Source organism: Pseudomonas fluorescens (assembly GCF_902497995.1).
Classification (GTDB): domain Bacteria; phylum Pseudomonadota; class Gammaproteobacteria; order Pseudomonadales; family Pseudomonadaceae; genus Aquipseudomonas; species Aquipseudomonas fluorescens_BK.
In genome coordinates this window covers 1-17,013 of sequence record NZ_CABVII010000018.1, presented here as the reverse complement: position 1 = coordinate 17,013, position 17,013 = coordinate 1, and the positions used below count along the sequence as shown (strand labels likewise).

Sequence of the window (17,013 nt, the reverse complement as noted above, 5' to 3'; positions counted from 1 at the left end):
GACTCGGGCCGTATAGCCCTTATAGGTCATGACAAGCTAACCCATACCAACCCCGGTTCCGCCGACTACACGGGCGGAACGGGGCCGCACATCAATGCAGTGCGATCAGAATGTCACACTGGCGCTCAGACGTGCCGTGCGCGGCTCGCCGACGTTGACCGCCAGTTGGTTGCCGGTGGAGGACGGGTAGTACTGTTTATCGAACAGGTTGTCGACGTTGAACTGCAGCGAGGTCTGGTACCCGAACGTCGGCACCTCCCAACGCACGAAAGCGTCGGCCACGGTGTAGCTGCTCAGCCAGAAATCGTTGGCGTTGTTCGCGGCACGCTCACCGACGTAGCGCGCACCGGCACCGGCATGCCAGGCGCCGAATTCCGTCGGGACGTTCAGGTGATGCGTCAGGTATAGGCTCGCGGTGTGCTTCGGTGCATTGGCGAGGCGGTGACCTTCGTCATCCGGATCGTCGAGGATTTCCGTGTGGGTATAAGCGTAGGTGCCGATCAGGTCCCAGCGCTCGGCCACACGCCCGGTGACGTCCAGTTCCAGGCCCTGGGAACCGACCTTGCCCGCCGCCTCCGAGAGGCTGGCGCCATCGACCGTCGAGGTGGTCACGACGTTCTTCTTGATGATGTCGAACAAGGCCAGATTGATGTTCAACCCTGGCAGCGGATCGTACTTGGCGCCGACCTCGTAGCTGCGCCCCTCCTCTGGATCGAAGGTGTGGCCGGCATCGTCGACATCGGTGTTGGGCTTGAACGAACGGCTGTAGTTGCCGTACAGCGACAGGGTCTCGGTGGCCTTGTAGACCAGGCCCAGGAACGGCACGAATGCGTCGCCGTTATCGTCGCGGTTGACGGTGTAGCTGCTGCCGCGGCCCTGATCGCTGTACTGGTCGTAATGTTGCTGGCGACCACCGAGGACCAGGATCCAGCGGTCGTCGAGGTGCCAGTTATCCTTGAAGTACACCGAGCTTGAGGTCAGCTGGTTGCTCAGGTCGCTTTGGCTGGCGCTGACGAGGCTGGGTTCGGCCAGACGGCCATAAACCGGCGACGTGATGTCGAAGCCCGATTGCGCGGCATTGCGGTAGGTTTTACCGCGAAACTGGTCGGACGCTTCGGTGTCGGCGCCGATCAGCAGGTCATGGCGCTGGCCGAACAGTTCCTGCTGGCCGATGAAGTCCCAGCTGGCGTAGCGGGTCTCATCGTCGTAGTGAGCGCCGTTGGCAGCACGCCGCAGATTGTTGCCGGTCAACGAACTCGGCTGGGCAATCGAGAGGCTGTAGCGGTCGTTGTTCCAGCCGTAGGTCACCCGGGTTTTCCACTCGTCACTCAGCTGATACTCGAAACGCGCGGTGGCCACTTCGCGGATACCGACGCTTTTCGCCCAGCGTTCGTCGAGGCGCTGGTCGTAGTCGATGTCTGCCGGATGACCGTTGGTGAACACGGTGCCGCGGTCAAAAGGATTGGAGTATTCGTTGTATTCGTAACTCAAGGTCAAGCTGGCGCGGTCGCCGGTCCAGCTCAGCGACGGCGCGACCAGCGTGCTCTCGTTGACACCGTAGTTGCGCCAGTAATCCTCATGGCCACGTTCGGCGATCAGGCGATAGGCCAGGCCCGAGTCCCCCAAAGGGCCGGTGGTGTCCAGGGCCATGGTACCACCGCCTTCGCTATAGGCTGAGCCGCTCAGGGTTGTGCCCTGGGTGTATTCGGGCTGCTTGCTGATGACGTTGATCAACCCGCCGGGCTCCAGCGCGCCGTAGAGCAGCGACGCAGGCCCTTTGAGCACTTCGATACGATCCGTGGTGGCGCTGAAGTTGTGCCCCAGATTGGAACGCACGCCATCGCGCAGAACCGAGCCGTCATCGTTGGTGCCGAAACCGCGCTTGACCATCGAGTCCCGGGAATTGCCCAAGGTATTGCCCTGGCTGACGCCGCTGACGAACTTCATGGCATCGTCCAGCGAACGCACCTGATAGTCGGCCAGGGTTTGTTGGGTGACCACATTGATCGATTGCGCCTCTTCCTTGATCGGCACATCACTTTTACTCGCCGTGCTCGCTTGGGACGTGGTGTAGCCCGCGTCCTGGCTGACACGGCTCGCCTGAACATCAGTGGCCGGCAGCACGACGGCTTCCTGTGCCCATAGGGGGCTGGTAAACATCACACAGGACAGGGTGGGCAACGCATGTTTCAGAAAGCCCTTGCGACGGGCAAAGGACGGGGGATGGCTCAAGACTTCGCACTCGATGTTTTTTAGATAATGATTCTCATTGTATGATGCGATGTATTTTCAGTAAACACCCTCGCGGCCACGCACCCTCGGCCCGGTGGACGGTACTGTTTTCCTGAAGGTCCTCCGAAGGCCCCTCCCCTGAGGGACCCGGTAAAGCCCTAATGCCAGTCAGTCAAGACGCGGAACCTAATGTGGGAGCGGGCTTGCTCGCGAAGACGGCAGCCCAGTCAATATTGATGTCGCCTGACACACCGCTTTCGCGAGCAAGCCCGCTCCCACAGGTTCTGCGTCTTAACTGACTGGCATTAAGGTAAAGCCCGGTCCCTCAGGGGAGGAAAAGCGTGATACTCACGTCATTTGGAGACAGGCATCGCGAACTCGGCGCCCTGTTCGATGCTCTCCGACCAGCGCTGCATGATCGATTTCTGCCTGGTGTAGAAACGCACGCCCTCCGTCCCATAGGCATGCATGTCACCGAACAGGCTCTTCTTCCAGCCACCGAAGCCATGCCAGGCCATCGGCACGGGAATTGGCACGTTGATGCCGACCATGCCCACCTCGATGCGACGGCTGAATTCGCGGGCGATGTTGCCATCGCGGGTGAAGCAACTGACGCCATTGCCGAACTCATGATCGTTGACCAGGTTCACCGCCTCGGCAAAGTCGCGTACGCGCACACAGGCCAGGACCGGGCCGAAAATCTCTTCGCGGTAGATGCTCATGTCGGCAGTGACGTGGTCGAACAGTGTCGCTCCCAACCAGAACCCGTTCTCCAGGCCAGGCTCGGCCGGTACATAGTCACGGCCATCGAGCAGCAACTGCGCACCCGCCTCCACGCCTTGTTCGATGTACCCGGTGATTCGTTCACGGGCAGCTCGCGAAACGATCGGTCCCATCTCCGCCTTCAAGTCCCGCCCGTCGGTGATGTTCAATTCGCGACCGCGTTGGGTCAATGCCGCGACCACCTTGTCCGCCACGTCGCCGACCAGCACGGCCACCGAGATGGCCATGCAACGTTCGCCGGCGCTGCCATAAGCGGCACCGATCAGCGCATCGACGGTACGGTCGATATCCGCATCGGGCATGACGACCATGTGGTTTTTCGCACCGCCCAGGCCTTGCACGCGTTTGCCGTGGCGAGCGCCGGTTTCGTAGATGTATTGGGCGATGGGCGTAGAGCCCACGAAGCTGACAGCCTTGACGTCCGGGTGCTCGATCAGTGCATCCACCGATTCCTTGTCGCCTTGTACAACGTTGAATACGCCGGTCGGCAACCCGGCTTCGCGAAGCAACTCGGCCATGAACAGGGACGCGCTCGGGTCAGTCGGGCTCGGCTTGAGAATGAAGGTGTTGCCGGCAGCGATAGCGACCGGGTACATCCACATGGGCACCATGACCGGGAAGTTGAACGGCGTGATGCCTGCGACGACGCCCAGGGGTTGGCGCATGGTCCAGTTATCCATGCCTCGGGAGACCTGGTCGGAATGATCGCCTTTGAGCAGGTTGGGAATGCCGCAGGCGAATTCGAGAATATCGATGCCGCGGTCCACTTCACCTTGCGCGTCGGTGAAGACCTTGCCGTGTTCGGCGACGATGATGCGGGCCAGGTCGTCCTTGCGCTCGCGCAGCAGGTGCAAGTATTGGAAGAGTACGCGGGCACGGCGGATGGGCGGGGTATCGCTCCACGACGCGAACGCGGCCTTGGCCGCCCCGACGGCTTCGGACACGGTCTGGCGGCTGGCCAGTGCGACGCGTCCGGTTACCTCGCCGGTGGCCGGATTGTAGACGTCCTGATAGCGATCATCGCGGGAAACGCGCTGGTCGTTGATGAAGTGCTCGATGGTAAGGGTCATGGCAATTTATCCCGGTGGGTAGTCGAGGCTGGCAACCTTGGCGAGCCAGCGTCAGAACCCACGATAGGCTTTCACTTTGTTCAAAACCAGAGCAGAATTGAGAACTCATTGTCCTCATACGCGAACAATAGAATATGGAAAAGTCTGAGATCGAAGGGCTGTGGACGCACATCCACTGGCTGTCGGTGCTGGAGGAACAAGGCACCTATACCGCCGCCGCCACCCGCCTGGGGGTGAGTAAATCCGCCGTCAGCCAACGCATCAGCGACCTTGAAAAGGCCACCGGCACACGCCTGGTCACCCGCACCACGCGCAGCGTGCGGCTTACCGATGCCGGGCTGTCATTGACCCGGGAAGTGCGCAGCGCTTATGAGCACATTGCCCGCAGCTTTTCATCTGTCAGGGACTCCGCCGGGGAAATCCGGGGCCTGGTCCGCTTGACCGCACCCGTTGCCTTCGCCAGACAACAACTGGTGCCCCACCTTTCAGAATTCCTCCAACAGTATCCGCAGGTGCGCATCCAGCTGGATGTTTCCGATGCGTTGAGTTCACTGGCCGCCGAGGGATACGACCTGGCGGTGAGGCACGGTTTTCAGGTGCCGGAAACGCATGTGGCCTGGAAACTGTGCGACACCTCTTCAGTACTGGTCGCCACCAGGGAATACCTGCAACGCGAGGGCGAACCCCGAGAGCCCGGGCAGCTTCCAGCCCACAATTGTCTCTATTATCCGCGCGGCACCGATCAGCCCGCCTGGACCTTCGAGCGGTCCAGACGAGGCACCAAAGACGTCGAGCGCATCACCGTGCCGATCGCGGGCAGCTTTGCCACGAACAACAGCGAAGCGTTGCGCGACTCGGCGCTCAGCCATTTGGGTATCGCCCTGCTCCCCGACTTCAGCGCCCATGCCGCGCTGGCCAGCGGCAAGCTGGTGCAAGTGCTCAGGGACTGGACGTTGAAGGGGGCCTTTGCCGACGAAATTTACCTCATTCGGCCTTACTCGCCCCATGTGCCGAAATCGGTAACGGCGCTGGTCGATTACTTGAAGCAGAAGCTTGCGGGCGGATTTCGCACGGCGTGACCATGTTTCGAACATCGGTGTTGCGGGATCGGTGGGGATGGGAGGCGGGCTGAACACCAGGTACCTGGGGGATTGCGTTGCCGGGCGAGCGTCCGTTCAATCACGCAAGGTGAGTTGGACGGACTTACCGAATCAACGGCGTCGCTCAAGCTAAGTCGGAACGTAATCGACCTGGTGTCTCGCGATACGTGAACTTCCCAGCTCGCCTCTCACCCGCAAGTGCTCGGGATGACTGGCGTAAGCGTCCAGCGCCTCTTGAGAGTCAAACTCGGTATAGAGCACCACGTCGCAGGCATAGTCGATCTGGCTGATATCCACGCCGACCTCTATCTTCAACAGGCCCGGAATCAGCCCCGCGAGCCCTTCGAAACGCTCCTTCAGAAACAGGCAGGCCTGCCGATTCTGCTCAGGCGTGTCTCCTTGCAGATTCCACATGACGATGTGCTTGATCATCCCTGCCTCCCTGCGCTATCAGTAATGCCTGCCATATCAACTCTTGCTCTTCTGATAAACATCCACGAATACCGCCGCCAGTAACACAGCGCCCTTGATCATCTGCTGGTAATCGATGCCGATACCCATGATCGACATGCCGTTGTTCAACACACCCATGATGAAGGCGCCGATCACCACGCCGACCACCTTGCCAACCCCGCCGGACGCCGAGGCACCGCCGATGAACACCGCAGCGATGACATCCAGCTCGAACCCGGTACCACCACGCGGTGTCGCGCTGTTGAGGCGGGCAACGAAAATCAACCCGGCCACCGCGGCAAGCACGCCCATATTGACGAAGGCGAAGAAGGTCACCCGCGAGGTGTTGATCCCCGACAGCTTGGCGGCCTTGAGATTGCCACCCACCGCGTAGATCCAGCGGCCGATGACGGTGCGGTTCATGATGAAGGTGTACACACCGATCAACACGCTCATGATCACCAGCACCGTAGGGATGCCGCGATAAGTCGAGAGCAGGTAGCAGAAGTACACGATGAGCGCCGCGACCAGGCCATTCTTCAGCGCGAACAGGGCCATGGGCGCGACATTGCCGCCGCTCTTGAGGGTGCGTCTACGACTGCGATACTCGACGACCCAGAACGCGGCTGCGACAGCAATCCCCAGCAGCAAGGAGGTAATGCGCAGATGTTCATGGGCAAAGACATCGGGAATGAACCCCGAACTGATCGCCGAGAACGCCGGCGGAAACGGGCCGATCGACTGCCCTTGGGATATGGCGATGGTCGCACCGCGAAAGATCAACATGCCGGCCAGCGTGACAATGAACGACGGCATGCCCCACACCGCCACCCAATAACCCTGTGCTGCACCAATCAGCGCACCTGCCGCCAGGCAGATCACCGTTACGGTGAAGAAATCCAGTCGATACTGGACCATCAGCACCGCGGCCAGCGCGCCGATCACGCCGACCACCGAACCGACCGAGAGGTCGATGTGGCCGCAGACGATCACCATCAGCATGCCCAGCGCCATGACCACGATGTAGCTGTTCTGCAACAACAGGTTGGTAAGGTTGAGCGGCTGCATCAGCGCCCCGCCGGTAGCCACCTGGAAGAACACCATGATGACGATCAACGATGCCAGCAGACCGTATTCGCGAGCGCCGCGCTTGAATGACGTCAGCGCCGTTGGTTTGGATGTGAGAGGTACGCTTACTTCGCTCACTGGATCACCTCATTTTTCATGATTGCGTGCATGATTTTTTCCTGCGATGCCTCTGCGATCGGAAACTCGCCGACAAAGCGCCCTTCATTCATTACATAGATGCGGTCACAGGTACCCAGCAGCTCGGGCATTTCCGAGGAAATCATGACGACGCCCCTGCCCTCGCTGACCACCTGATTGACCACCGCGTAAATCTCGTACTTGGCACCGACATCGATGCCGCGGGTGGGCTCGTCCAGGATCAAGACCTTGGGATCGGAAAACAGCCATTTAGCCAACACGACCTTTTGCTGGTTCCCCCCCGAGAGCTTGTCCACCGTCTGCAAAACGTCCGGACTGCGGATGCGCAGACGCGCCTGGAAATCAACCGCCACCGCGGTCTCGGCCAGTTCGTTCATCACCCAGCGTTTGGACACGGCGGCCAGGTTGGCCATGCTGGTGTTGCGGTTGATGCTTTCACCCAGCACCAGGCCGGCGCCCTTGCGATCTTCGGTGGCGTACGCCAAACCCTGGTCGATGGCCTTGCGCACGGTGCCGAGGTCGACTTCACGTCCTTCCAGACGCGCTTTACCGCGGATGTTCGAACCATAGGAGCGGCCAAAAACACTCATGGCGAATTCAGTCCGGCCAGCGCCCATCAATCCGGCAATGCCCACCACTTCGCCACGACGCACGTGGAAATTGATGTTGCGGATACGGTCGCGCCCGGGACGCTCCGGGTCGCCGACCGACCAGCCTTCGACCTCGAACAGCGTTTCGCCGATGGCAGGAACGCGCTTCGGATAGCGGTCCGACAGTTCGCGGCCGACCATGGAGCGGATCACCCGGCCTTCATCGATGGGCTCGCCGCGGCAGTCGATGACGTCGACGGTGCTGCCATCACGGATCACGGTGATCTCGTCCGCCACCCGTCCAATCTCGTTGAGCTTGTGCGAGATGATGATCGAGGTGATGCCGCGCCCTTTGAGCTCGAGCATCAGCTTGAGCAAGGTGTCGCTGTCTTTTTCGTTGAGGCTCGCGGTCGGCTCGTCAAGAATCAGCAGGCGCACATCCTTGGCCAGTGCCTTGGCGATTTCCACCATCTGCTGCTGGCCGATACCGAGGTTGCCCACCAGGGTCTGCGGCCGGGCATCGAGGCCGACCCGGGCGAGCAATTCGCGGGCCCGCTGGTGCGCTTGATCCCAGTCGATCACGCCATGACGCGCGATCTCGTTACCGAGGAACAGGTTCTCGGTGATCGACAGCATGGGCACCAGGGCCAGTTCCTGGTGAATGATGCAGATGCCCAGCGCCTCACTGTCGCGCAATCCCTGGAACGTTCGCGGCGCGCCATCGAAGACGATTTCGCCGGTGAAGCTGCCATGGGGATAGACGCCGCTGAGGATCTTCATCAGGGTCGATTTGCCGGCGCCATTCTCACCGCAGATCGCATGGATTTCGCCATCGCCGACCTTGAGGTTGACCCGGCTGAGTGCCTTCACCGGGCCGAAGCATTTCTGGATATCGCGCATATCGAGAATTGTTTTTGTCATTTCTTCTCTCCTGCCAGCCTGCACCGATCGAGGGTTGCCTTAACGCAACTGCTCCGGGGTGTAGAACTTGGTGTCATCGACGAGGACTTTCTGCCAGTTGTCGCCATCGACCAGTTGCGGGGTCAGCAATTGAGTCGGCACGATCATGCTGCCGTTGTCGTAGGAGGTGCTGTCGTTGACCACGACGGTCTTGCCGGTCAAGGACGCGTCTATCATCTGCGCGGCGGCTTCGGCGAGGGCGCGGGTGTCCTTGAAAATGGTCGAGGACTGGTCGCCGCGAATGATCGACTTGATGCTGGAAATCTCCGCGTCCTGCCCGGTCACGATCGGCATCGCCGCCTTGCCCGTGCCATAGCCCACACCGCGCAATGAAGACACCACGCCATTGGCGATCTGATCGTTCATGGCCAGTACCGCATCCAGGTGAGCGGTGCCGTAGAAGGCGCTGAGCAGGTTATCCATGCGCGCCTGGGCCTGGGCGCCGTCCCAGTTTGGAGTGGCCACTTTGTCGATGGATTGCTGGCCGCTGCGAATGACCAGCTTGCCGCTGTCGATGTAGGGTTTGAGCTGCGACATCACCCCCGCGTACACCACATGGGCGTTGTTGTCGTCGGTGGAGCCGGCGAAGATTTCCAGGTTGAACGGGCCCTTGCCCTGTTTGAGTTGCAACTTGTCGACGATGGACTGCCCCTGCAACACGCCGGTGCGGTAGTTATCGAAGGTGACGTAGTAGTCGAAATCCTTGGTGTTGCGAATCAGCCGGTCATAGGAAATGACCTTGATGCCTTTTTCCTTGGCCTGCTTGAGCACATCGGCCATGGTCGTGCCATCGATGGGCGCGACGATCAGTCCCTTGATGCCCTTGACCATCATGTTTTCGATTTGCGACAGCTGGGTCGGCGCTTCGTACTGGGCATACTGCAAGTCAGTGTCGTAACCGAGTTTCTTCAGCGAGTCGACGATGCTGCTACCGTCCGACACCCAGCGCGCTTCGGTTTTCGAGGGCATGGCAATGCCAATGGTACCCTTGGTGCTGTTTTCGGTTTTGTCGCAGGCACTGACGGCCAGGCCCAACACTACTGCCGCGGCAACCTTGATGATCTTGTGCATGGTGTCCTCTTTTTTTTGTTGTTGGCATTTCTCGGGGATGCAAATCCCCTTCCGGCTCTGTTTACAGAGCCGGCGGGGTCATTTCGCCTACGGAGTTTTCGTCTTCGCAGCTTTCGCCTGAAGAGCTACAAGTCGCTATCCAGCCAGGTTGACTTCCTGGCCATTCAATTCAGCGGACTCGAACAACGCTTCGAGTATCACGTTGATGTTATGTGCCTGGCTGGCGGGTACCGTCGAAGGACTGCCAGTGCGCAACGACTGGACAAAGGCAGCGGCTTCGCGATCGAAATACACCGGGTTGCCGATCTCGGCGATTTCCGGGGAATAGACGGTTTTGCGCACCGCCCAGATCTCCGGAAAGCTGTTCTCGTTCCAGTGCGTCCAGCCTTGCTGATGGCCATTCTTGCCATCGTGGTACAGCTTGTACGACGCCGGCATCGGCGTGGAATGCATCACCCCGTGAGTACCGTAGGCGGTAATGTCCCAACTCTCGGTCCAGGGCATCGGGTCCCAGGACATGAAATCGATGGTGATCAACTTATCATCGTAGTTGAGTACCGCACCCGCTGCGTCTTCGCGCGCCGAATCGCTCATCTGCCCGGCGAATTTGCTAATCCGCGCATTGACCGATTTTGGCATGCCGAAGTGCAGCAGCAGACGGTCGATGGTGTGACAGCCGATCACATAAAAGGCACCGCCACGGTCGCCCGGTTGCTTCATGTGGTTGGTGTCGGCCTCGTCGTGGGAGCAGCCGGCGTGCGCGCGAACCTGCAGGACCTTGCCGATTTCACCGCTTTGCAGCACCTGCTGCATTTTTTCCACCGACGGCGCGTAGCGCCAGCAGTAGCCGACCTGGAACAACCCGCCGGTGCGCTCGACCGCTTCGACGATGCGGGTGGTATCGATGGTGCCGCGGCCCGCCGGTTTTTCGCAAAGTACTGCCTTGCCGGCCTCCAGCGCTTCGATGGTCCAGTCGGCCATCAGGTAGCTCTTGGGGTGCACCAGCACCACATGCACGTTCGGGTCGGCGAGGATTTCTTCCTTGCTGCGCGCCTGCAATTCCAGCGCATCGCAGAACGGTGCCAGCAGAGGGCTGTCGTCGTAGGCGCCAAGGAACTGCACGCCGGGTATGCGCTTGAAGGCTTTGACGCGGCCCGACGTGTGTGGGTGGGTAATCCCCAGGCAGGCCACACCAATGGTGGCGCCACTCTCAAGCTTGTAAGACATGATGTTCTCCAGGTGTTCGAGTCCGAGATAGCGAATGACCGTTCAAGCTCAGAGCCTGACCGCGCGCCCGGTCTTCACCGATTCCACAGCGGCATCGGCCAGCTGCAGCGCCTTGAGGCCATCCTGCACGGTGGTCGGCATCGGAGTGCCCTTCACCAGCGCGTCGATATAGGCATCGAGCTCGGTTTTGTAGGCTTGCTGGTAACGCTCGAGGAAGAAGTTCAGCAGGGGTTCGCGCGCATCGGTGACATCCTGGTTCCAGCGACGGATGGTGGTCGGGCGCAGGTTATCCATCTGCAGCATGCCTTTGGAGCCGAACACTTCGATGCGCTGGTCGTAACCATAGACCGCCTGGCGGCAGTTGTTGATATGGCACTGTTTGCCCGATGCCGTCTGCATCTGCACCATCGCGGTGTCGTAGTCGTCGTATTTTTCCATCATCTGCGGATCGATCAGGCGGCTGCCGATGGCGGTCAGTTCGACCGGCTCCTCGCCCAGCAACCAACGGCCGATGTCGAGGTCGTGGATGGTCATGTCGCGGAAAATGCCACCGGAATGCTGGATGTAGTCTTCAGGCGCCAGACCAGGGTCGCGGCTGCTGATGATCACCTGGCGCACTTCGCCGATATCGCCGGCATCGATGGCCGCGCGCATTTCGGCGAACGTAGACTCGAAGCGACGGTTGAACGCCAGCATGACCCGACCATTGAGGCGCTCCACCTCTTCCACCGCGGCCAGGCTCTTGGCCATGTCCAGGTCGATCGGCTTCTCGCACAGCACCGCCTTGCCCTGGCGCACGGCGCGCAGCATCAGGCTGATATGGGTGTGGGTCGGGGTGCCGATGACGATGGCCTGGACATCATCACGATCGATCGCCGCTTCGCAGTCGAGCATGGCTTCGGTGCCGAAGGCATCGGCCAGGCTCTGAGCGGCATCGGCGAACGGATCCGCCACGACTACCAGTTTGGCGAACTTGCTGGCAGCCACGTTGGCTGCGTGAATCTTGCCGATACGACCGGCGCCGAGAACTGCGATACCTACCATTTGTTATCTCCTTGAAACTCTATTGTTCGATGGTGTAGTTGAGCGAAACGTCAGCGTGATTCAGCGCTTCAGCTCAGGGAATTTAATGCCTTCGAATTGTGCGAGCGTTGTGTCAAAGGCTCTCTTTGCCGCCACTTCCAACGGCAGCTTGCGCAATTCGGCAGAAATCAGCTCGACACCCCAAGGCCCGCGGTAGCCGACATTGACCACCTGCTGGATGAATGCCGGTACATCCAATGCACCTTCGCCACAGAGTTGGCGGTGGTGCGTGGAGTCGTTGAACAGGGTTTCGACGATGGCGTGATTGGCGTCATCCAGCTCGATGGACTTGATCAGCTCCAGGGGAATCTTGGCGATTTCATCGAAGCTCATGCCGCCACGCGCGACGTGCCAGGTGTCCACCAGAAGTCCACCGTTAGGGCGCACGTTCTCGGTCACGGCAATGGCGCGGTCGATGGTGCAGACGCTGGAAAACGGCAGGAACTCGATCACCACGTTGACGCCGAAAGGTTGAGCCCGATCGCATAACAGGGCAAAGGTTTCACGCATGCGCGATACATCCGGTGGCCCGTCCTCGAACAGACCGCCAGCGACCTTGAGACTGCGCGCGCCCAGTTCGCCGCCAATTTCCAGCAGCTCGTCGCGCATTTTGTCCGACGCCGCACGGCGCTCTCCATCCAGGTGCCAGTCGGTCAGGAACTCGACTTCAACATGTTTGATGCCGTTGTCCTGGAGAATGTTGCGCACCGTTGAAATGCCCAGCTTGTCGACGTTGTGCAGCAGGTCGGCATGGACGAAACCCATACCCCTCCAACCGGCTTTCGCGGCGGCTTGCGCACGCTCCTGCAGGGAGAACGGGCTGATTTCGCTGGGAGCGCCGGGGTAGGTATCGCCAGCGAGGGTCCAATAAGCAGCAAGCAGTTCAACATTGTTATTTGGCATGACGATCACTTTCGAGTGAGTGGTTTGAGGACGGTCGCTAACAGTTGTCGTTTAATCAGGCCGGGGTCAGGACAAAGTCCCAATTGACCGCCAGGAACGGCACGGGCAAGTCGTAGCGTTCAGCGACTGCCGGATCGCTTTGAGTGGTGAACTCGGCAATCAATTCTTTCTTCACGCCAAACACGGTGTCCTCGTGCAAGTACTGGCAGTCGGGCGTGAAGATGTGGGTGATGACCTGGTCGTAACCGTTGGCGGTGACGATGAAATGCAGATGCGCTGCGCGGTTCGGGTGCCGACCCAAATCCCCCAGCAGCTTGCCTACGGGACCGTCGGCCGGGATCGGGTAATGGCGCGGCTTAACCGTGCGGAACGCGTAGTAGCCATCGGCATCGGTGGTGAACAGCCCGCGCAGGTTGTATTCCGGTTGCACGCCTTTCTGCTGCACGTCGTAGAAGCCATCGTCATTGGTCTGCCAGATATCCAGGGTCGCGCCGGCAATCGGTTGGCCGTTCGTATCCAGTACCCGCCCGCTGACAAGCGTCGGCTCGCCTTTGCCGTCAAGGCAGATGTTCGCGCCGTTTTCGTAGTGCGGCGCATTGGCCACGTAGAACGGACCGAGAATGGTATTGGGCGTCGCGCCTTTTGGCCGGCGATGGTTGATCGCGTCGACCAGCATGGTCGCCCCCAGCACATCCGACAGCAGGATGTACTCCTGACGCCAGTCGGTGCACATCTGGCCGGTCTGGGTCAGGAACTCGATGGCCTTGAACCACTCATCGTGAGTTGGCTCGATTTCCTTGATGGCTGCATGCAAATGCCGGGTCAGTACCGCCATGACTTGCGCCAGGCGCGGGTTGGCGTCGGCAGAGATTCGGGCATTGACGATTTCGGCGGAATGTTCCTCTTCGAAAAGGCCGCCAATGGCGATGTCGGTGTCCAGGTAAGCAGTCATGATGGGAAATCCTTGGTCGTTATTCTTGAAGGCCGGCCGGCTTTTGAAGTGGGGCGCCGGCCTGTGCAATGGCAGTTCTCAATACGCTTTGACGTCGACAGCGCGCCATTTACGCCCGCTGAAACGCTGCTTCATCTGCTGTTCGATTTCTTCCAGAGTCAGTCCCTTGGTTTCTGGCAACCATAAGGTGCAGAAGATGATCGAGCCGATGTTCACCACGGCGAACAGGAAGAAGGTCATGCCGCCCATCACACTCAGCAGTACGGGGAAGACGAAGGCGACAATGGCATTGAAGATCCAGAATACGCTCACTGAAATGCCATTCATCAAGCCCCGGGCGTGAGTCGGAAACAGCTCCGACATCAGCAGCCAGTACACCGGGCCGATGCACATCTGCATGAAGAACAGGAACACCAGCACGCCGGACAGCGCCAGGTAACTTTGCACGAGCGAATGCGGCATGAAGTTGAGCACGACACCGAGGAAGATCTGCGCCAGCACCACGACGGTCAGCCCCAGCAGCAGCATCGAGCGACGGCCCATGCGGTTGATCACCCACATGCCGATCAAGGTGGCAATCACCGACACCACGCCATTGCCGATGGTTGCGACCAGTGCGGCATTAGTACCCATGCCAGTCTCTTTGAGAATCATCGGCGTGTAGTACATGAACGCATTGACGCCGGTGAACTGGATAACGAAGCCCAAGCCAATACCAATGGCGAGCAGCTTGAGCAGCCAGGGTTCGTTGAGCTTGCCGAGCACGCCGCTGTGGTGCCGTTCGACGTTGCATTGGGCAATGATTTCCTTGAGCTCGCGGTCCGCCTCGCGCTGGGTGTCCCGGATGCCGGCCAAGGTGGTCTTGGCCTCGGCGATACGCCCTTTGCTGACTAGCCAGCGTGGCGAGGTGGGTACGAAATGCATGCCGACGTAAAGCAGCACTGCCGGGACCAGCGCAATGGCGAGCATGTAGCGCCAGATGAACGGGCTGTCGAACAAGTGCGCCAGACCGGCGCTGGTGATGTAGGCCAGGCACTGGCCGGAGACGATCATCAACTCGCTCTGACACACCAGCCGACCGCGGTGCTTGGGCGCTGCCAACTCGGCGATCAATACCGGAACGGTCGATGACGCACCGCCAACGGCAATACCGAGGATGAAACGGGTGATGACCATGGACCAGATATCCGGCGCTACAGCGGTACCCAGCGCCCCCAGTGCAAACAATATGGCCAGGGCCTTGAGTACACCGAGGCGGCCATAGCGGTCGGATAATTGACCGGCGAACAGTGCGCCGAAAGCGCCACCAAATATCAGCGAGGACGCCACCAGCCCTTCCGTCATGGGCGTCAGGCCAAGGCCGCCTTGATTGACATCAAGCGTCATGAACGGCAGCGCCCCGGAGATCACGCCGGTGTCGTAACCAAATCCCAGCGACCCCATGGTGGTGATGGCTGCGATACGCCAAAGAATCTTCGACGAACCGCTGGAGGCATTTTGATTGTTGGACATGAGGTCAACCTTATTGAAATTATTTGTACACTCAGTGGAATTGAGACTACTGCCATTGAAACGGAAAAAAAATGCCTCTACGGCAAATGTGTTTTCCGCCTGGTGGAAAACTGTAGTCAGCCCCGCCAAGGTTCGGGTCCTTTGATCGTGGCGGGGTCATTGCCGGGCTAGAACTTCGCCTGGACCTTGAGACCGGCGATCACTGCAGCGTCGATTTCGCGTACACCGCCGGGATATTTCACATACTGCAGGTTGGGCCGCACGGTGAGCCAATTGGTGACGTGGAACCCGTAATAAATCTCGCTGCTCACTTCGTTGTACTGCAGGGGCAGATAGGCCGGATCCTTGTAATCGGCAATGCCGTTCTGTTCGTTCTGCAAGCGGGCTCGCTGGCGATAGTCCGAGTTGGTATGGACTTGAGCGATGCCCACGCCTAGATCATCTTTTGGCCGGCCATCGAACGGTCCCTTGTAAACGATGCCTGCCTGAATGAAATGATCGACCCGGCTGGTGGCCTTGTCGTGCGCGGTGAAGTTGGCGAACACCGAAAGCCCGCGCCGGCTGTCGCCGTCGCGAGCGGTCAATTGCTGCTGGGCGACAAACCAGTAACCGTGACGGCTCGAGTGCTGTTTGAACTGATCGCCGGTGGCGGGCTGGGGGTTGCCATTGCGATCTTCCAGTACGTCATCGGCGTTGGCCGTGCTCTTGTAGTAGCCCAGCCGATATTCTCCGGGCAGTGCGTTGACCGTGGGGCTCCAGACCAACTCAACCGGTATCAGCGCGCCTTTGGCGCCACTGCCACTGAGTTTGAAACCGTTGCCGGTTTCAAGTAACGAGGGGTTCTGCTCGAACACCCCGATCTGTGCATACCACTCGGGAGCGAACTGGTAGCGTGTGCGCAGGGCCCATTGGCTGACAGGCCAGTTGTACCAAATGTCGCCAATCCAGTTCGCCGCCTGGGCGCCACAAAATGGCGTGCTCTGGAAGTCGCACGGGAAGCTGTTAAAGTCCGAGCCTTCGTCGAAGCGGCCAAATTTCACGTCCAGCGCCCCGTGCAGCCAGCCCTTGCTGAGCCACATTTGCGTCAGGCGCCAGGTTTGCCCGCGACCATAAACTTCCTGGCTCGAGGAGTAACCTCCCACTCGCGGATCAGCGATGCGATCATTGGTCAGGTTGCGCCCGTCACGCTCGGTGACGGTGAACTGAAACTTCGAGTTTTCCCATCCAAGGATTTTTTGCAGGTCGGCCCTGAAGCCCAGTGCAAATTGCTCGGTCCAGCGAGCCGTATGATCCTTGTCATAACCGCCGCGCGCATTGGCGGCCATCTCCCCGGTGTAACCCAGCTCTATATCAACCCCCTTGTCCAGCCAGTCACTGCGCATCCCGCCCCAATCACCGGTCATCCAGCGCGAATCCTGGGCAAAAGGTTCATTGGCGGCATTGGCAAGACCGGGAACCAGCAGGCAAAAGCTGACCGCAACCGTGCACTTGGCAAAGTTTTTCATGGGCTTAACGTTTCCTATTATTGGTTTTATTTTTAAACGCGCAGGCGATAGCAGACGCTTATATAGTCGTACTCTTGAGTACTATTAAATGAAACTGACAACTTCTTTTTGAACAAGAGAAGTTCAACTGTTCAAGCGCAGCGGAGCATAGTTTGCACTCGCCAGACTGAATACCCATCAAAATAATAAATGTGTATTCCGCCTGGCGAAAAACTGCTCTAGTGGCCTGAGCGGCTAATTCATTAATTTATTTTTTATCACGCTCAGCTTCGCCTTGTGTACCGAGCTGATAATGGCTTCAGCTGTTTTATTCCACTTGAACGGCTTGGCTGAGAACTCATTGTG

The 17,013-nt window shown here is 59.5% G+C and carries 13 protein-coding genes; 1 reads left to right on the top strand and 12 read right to left on the bottom strand.

The features are described from left to right. Positions 1-105: 105 nt before the first annotated feature. Positions 106-2,232, bottom strand: a complete 2,127-nt coding sequence (locus F8N80_RS20410) for a TonB-dependent siderophore receptor (RefSeq protein WP_150746516.1) — start codon at positions 2,230-2,232, stop codon at positions 106-108. A gap of 353 nt (positions 2,233-2,585) precedes the next feature. Further along, complete coding sequence (locus tag F8N80_RS20405) at positions 2,586-4,085, bottom strand: CoA-acylating methylmalonate-semialdehyde dehydrogenase (RefSeq protein ID WP_150746515.1); 1,500 nt, start codon at positions 4,083-4,085, stop codon at positions 2,586-2,588. 134 nt (positions 4,086-4,219) lie between these two features. Here F8N80_RS20405 and F8N80_RS20400 point away from each other — a divergent pair, with 134 nt between their 5' ends. Further along, on the top strand, positions 4,220-5,164 hold the full coding sequence (locus F8N80_RS20400; protein WP_150746514.1) for a LysR family transcriptional regulator: 945 nt from the start codon (positions 4,220-4,222) through the stop codon (positions 5,162-5,164). Positions 5,165-5,314: 150 nt separating this feature from the next. On the opposite strand, the gene F8N80_RS20395 is transcribed toward F8N80_RS20400, so the two are convergent. The 10 genes from F8N80_RS20395 to F8N80_RS20350 all read right to left on the bottom strand — a co-directional run bounded on the left by F8N80_RS20395 (position 5,315) and on the right by F8N80_RS20350 (position 16,668). After that, on the bottom strand, positions 5,315-5,617 hold the full coding sequence (locus tag F8N80_RS20395; protein WP_150746513.1) for a Dabb family protein: 303 nt from the start codon (positions 5,615-5,617) through the stop codon (positions 5,315-5,317). Positions 5,618-5,653: 36 nt separating this feature from the next. Further along, positions 5,654-6,844, bottom strand: coding sequence for a multiple monosaccharide ABC transporter permease (gene mmsB, locus F8N80_RS20390; protein WP_150746512.1), 1,191 nt, complete (start codon positions 6,842-6,844; stop codon positions 5,654-5,656). Continuing rightward, positions 6,841-8,376 carry a multiple monosaccharide ABC transporter ATP-binding protein gene (mmsA, locus tag F8N80_RS20385; RefSeq protein ID WP_150746511.1) on the bottom strand — a complete coding sequence of 512 codons (1,536 nt, stop codon included), beginning with the start codon at positions 8,374-8,376 and terminating at the stop codon, positions 6,841-6,843. The genes mmsB and mmsA overlap by 4 nt, the downstream gene beginning before the upstream one ends. 39 nt (positions 8,377-8,415) lie before the next feature. Further along, positions 8,416-9,486, bottom strand: coding sequence for a multiple monosaccharide ABC transporter substrate-binding protein (chvE, locus tag F8N80_RS20380; protein ID WP_150746510.1), 1,071 nt, complete (start codon positions 9,484-9,486; stop codon positions 8,416-8,418). 135 nt (positions 9,487-9,621) lie between these two features. Next, entirely contained in the window at positions 9,622-10,713 is a 1,092-nt protein-coding gene (locus F8N80_RS20375; RefSeq protein ID WP_150746509.1) for a Gfo/Idh/MocA family protein, read from the bottom strand. A gap of 48 nt (positions 10,714-10,761) precedes the next feature. After that, on the bottom strand, positions 10,762-11,757 hold the full coding sequence (gene iolG, locus F8N80_RS20370; RefSeq protein ID WP_150746508.1) for an inositol 2-dehydrogenase: 996 nt from the start codon (positions 11,755-11,757) through the stop codon (positions 10,762-10,764). A gap of 60 nt (positions 11,758-11,817) precedes the next feature. Continuing rightward, on the bottom strand, positions 11,818-12,699 hold the full coding sequence (locus F8N80_RS20365; RefSeq protein WP_150746507.1) for a sugar phosphate isomerase/epimerase family protein: 882 nt from the start codon (positions 12,697-12,699) through the stop codon (positions 11,818-11,820). A 55-nt stretch (positions 12,700-12,754) separates the two neighbouring features. Further along, positions 12,755-13,651: an intradiol ring-cleavage dioxygenase gene (locus F8N80_RS20360; RefSeq protein WP_150746506.1), complete on the bottom strand. Its 897-nt coding sequence runs from the start codon at positions 13,649-13,651 to the stop codon at positions 12,755-12,757. 78 nt (positions 13,652-13,729) lie between these two features. Continuing rightward, complete coding sequence (locus F8N80_RS20355; protein ID WP_150746505.1) at positions 13,730-15,163, bottom strand: sugar porter family MFS transporter; 1,434 nt, start codon at positions 15,161-15,163, stop codon at positions 13,730-13,732. 167 nt (positions 15,164-15,330) lie between these two features. Beyond that, the gene (locus tag F8N80_RS20350) at positions 15,331-16,668 is read right to left on the bottom strand and encodes a carbohydrate porin (protein ID WP_150746504.1); all 1,338 of its coding nucleotides are present in this window, start codon (positions 16,666-16,668) and stop codon (positions 15,331-15,333) included. Between the last annotated feature and the right edge of the window lie 345 nt (positions 16,669-17,013).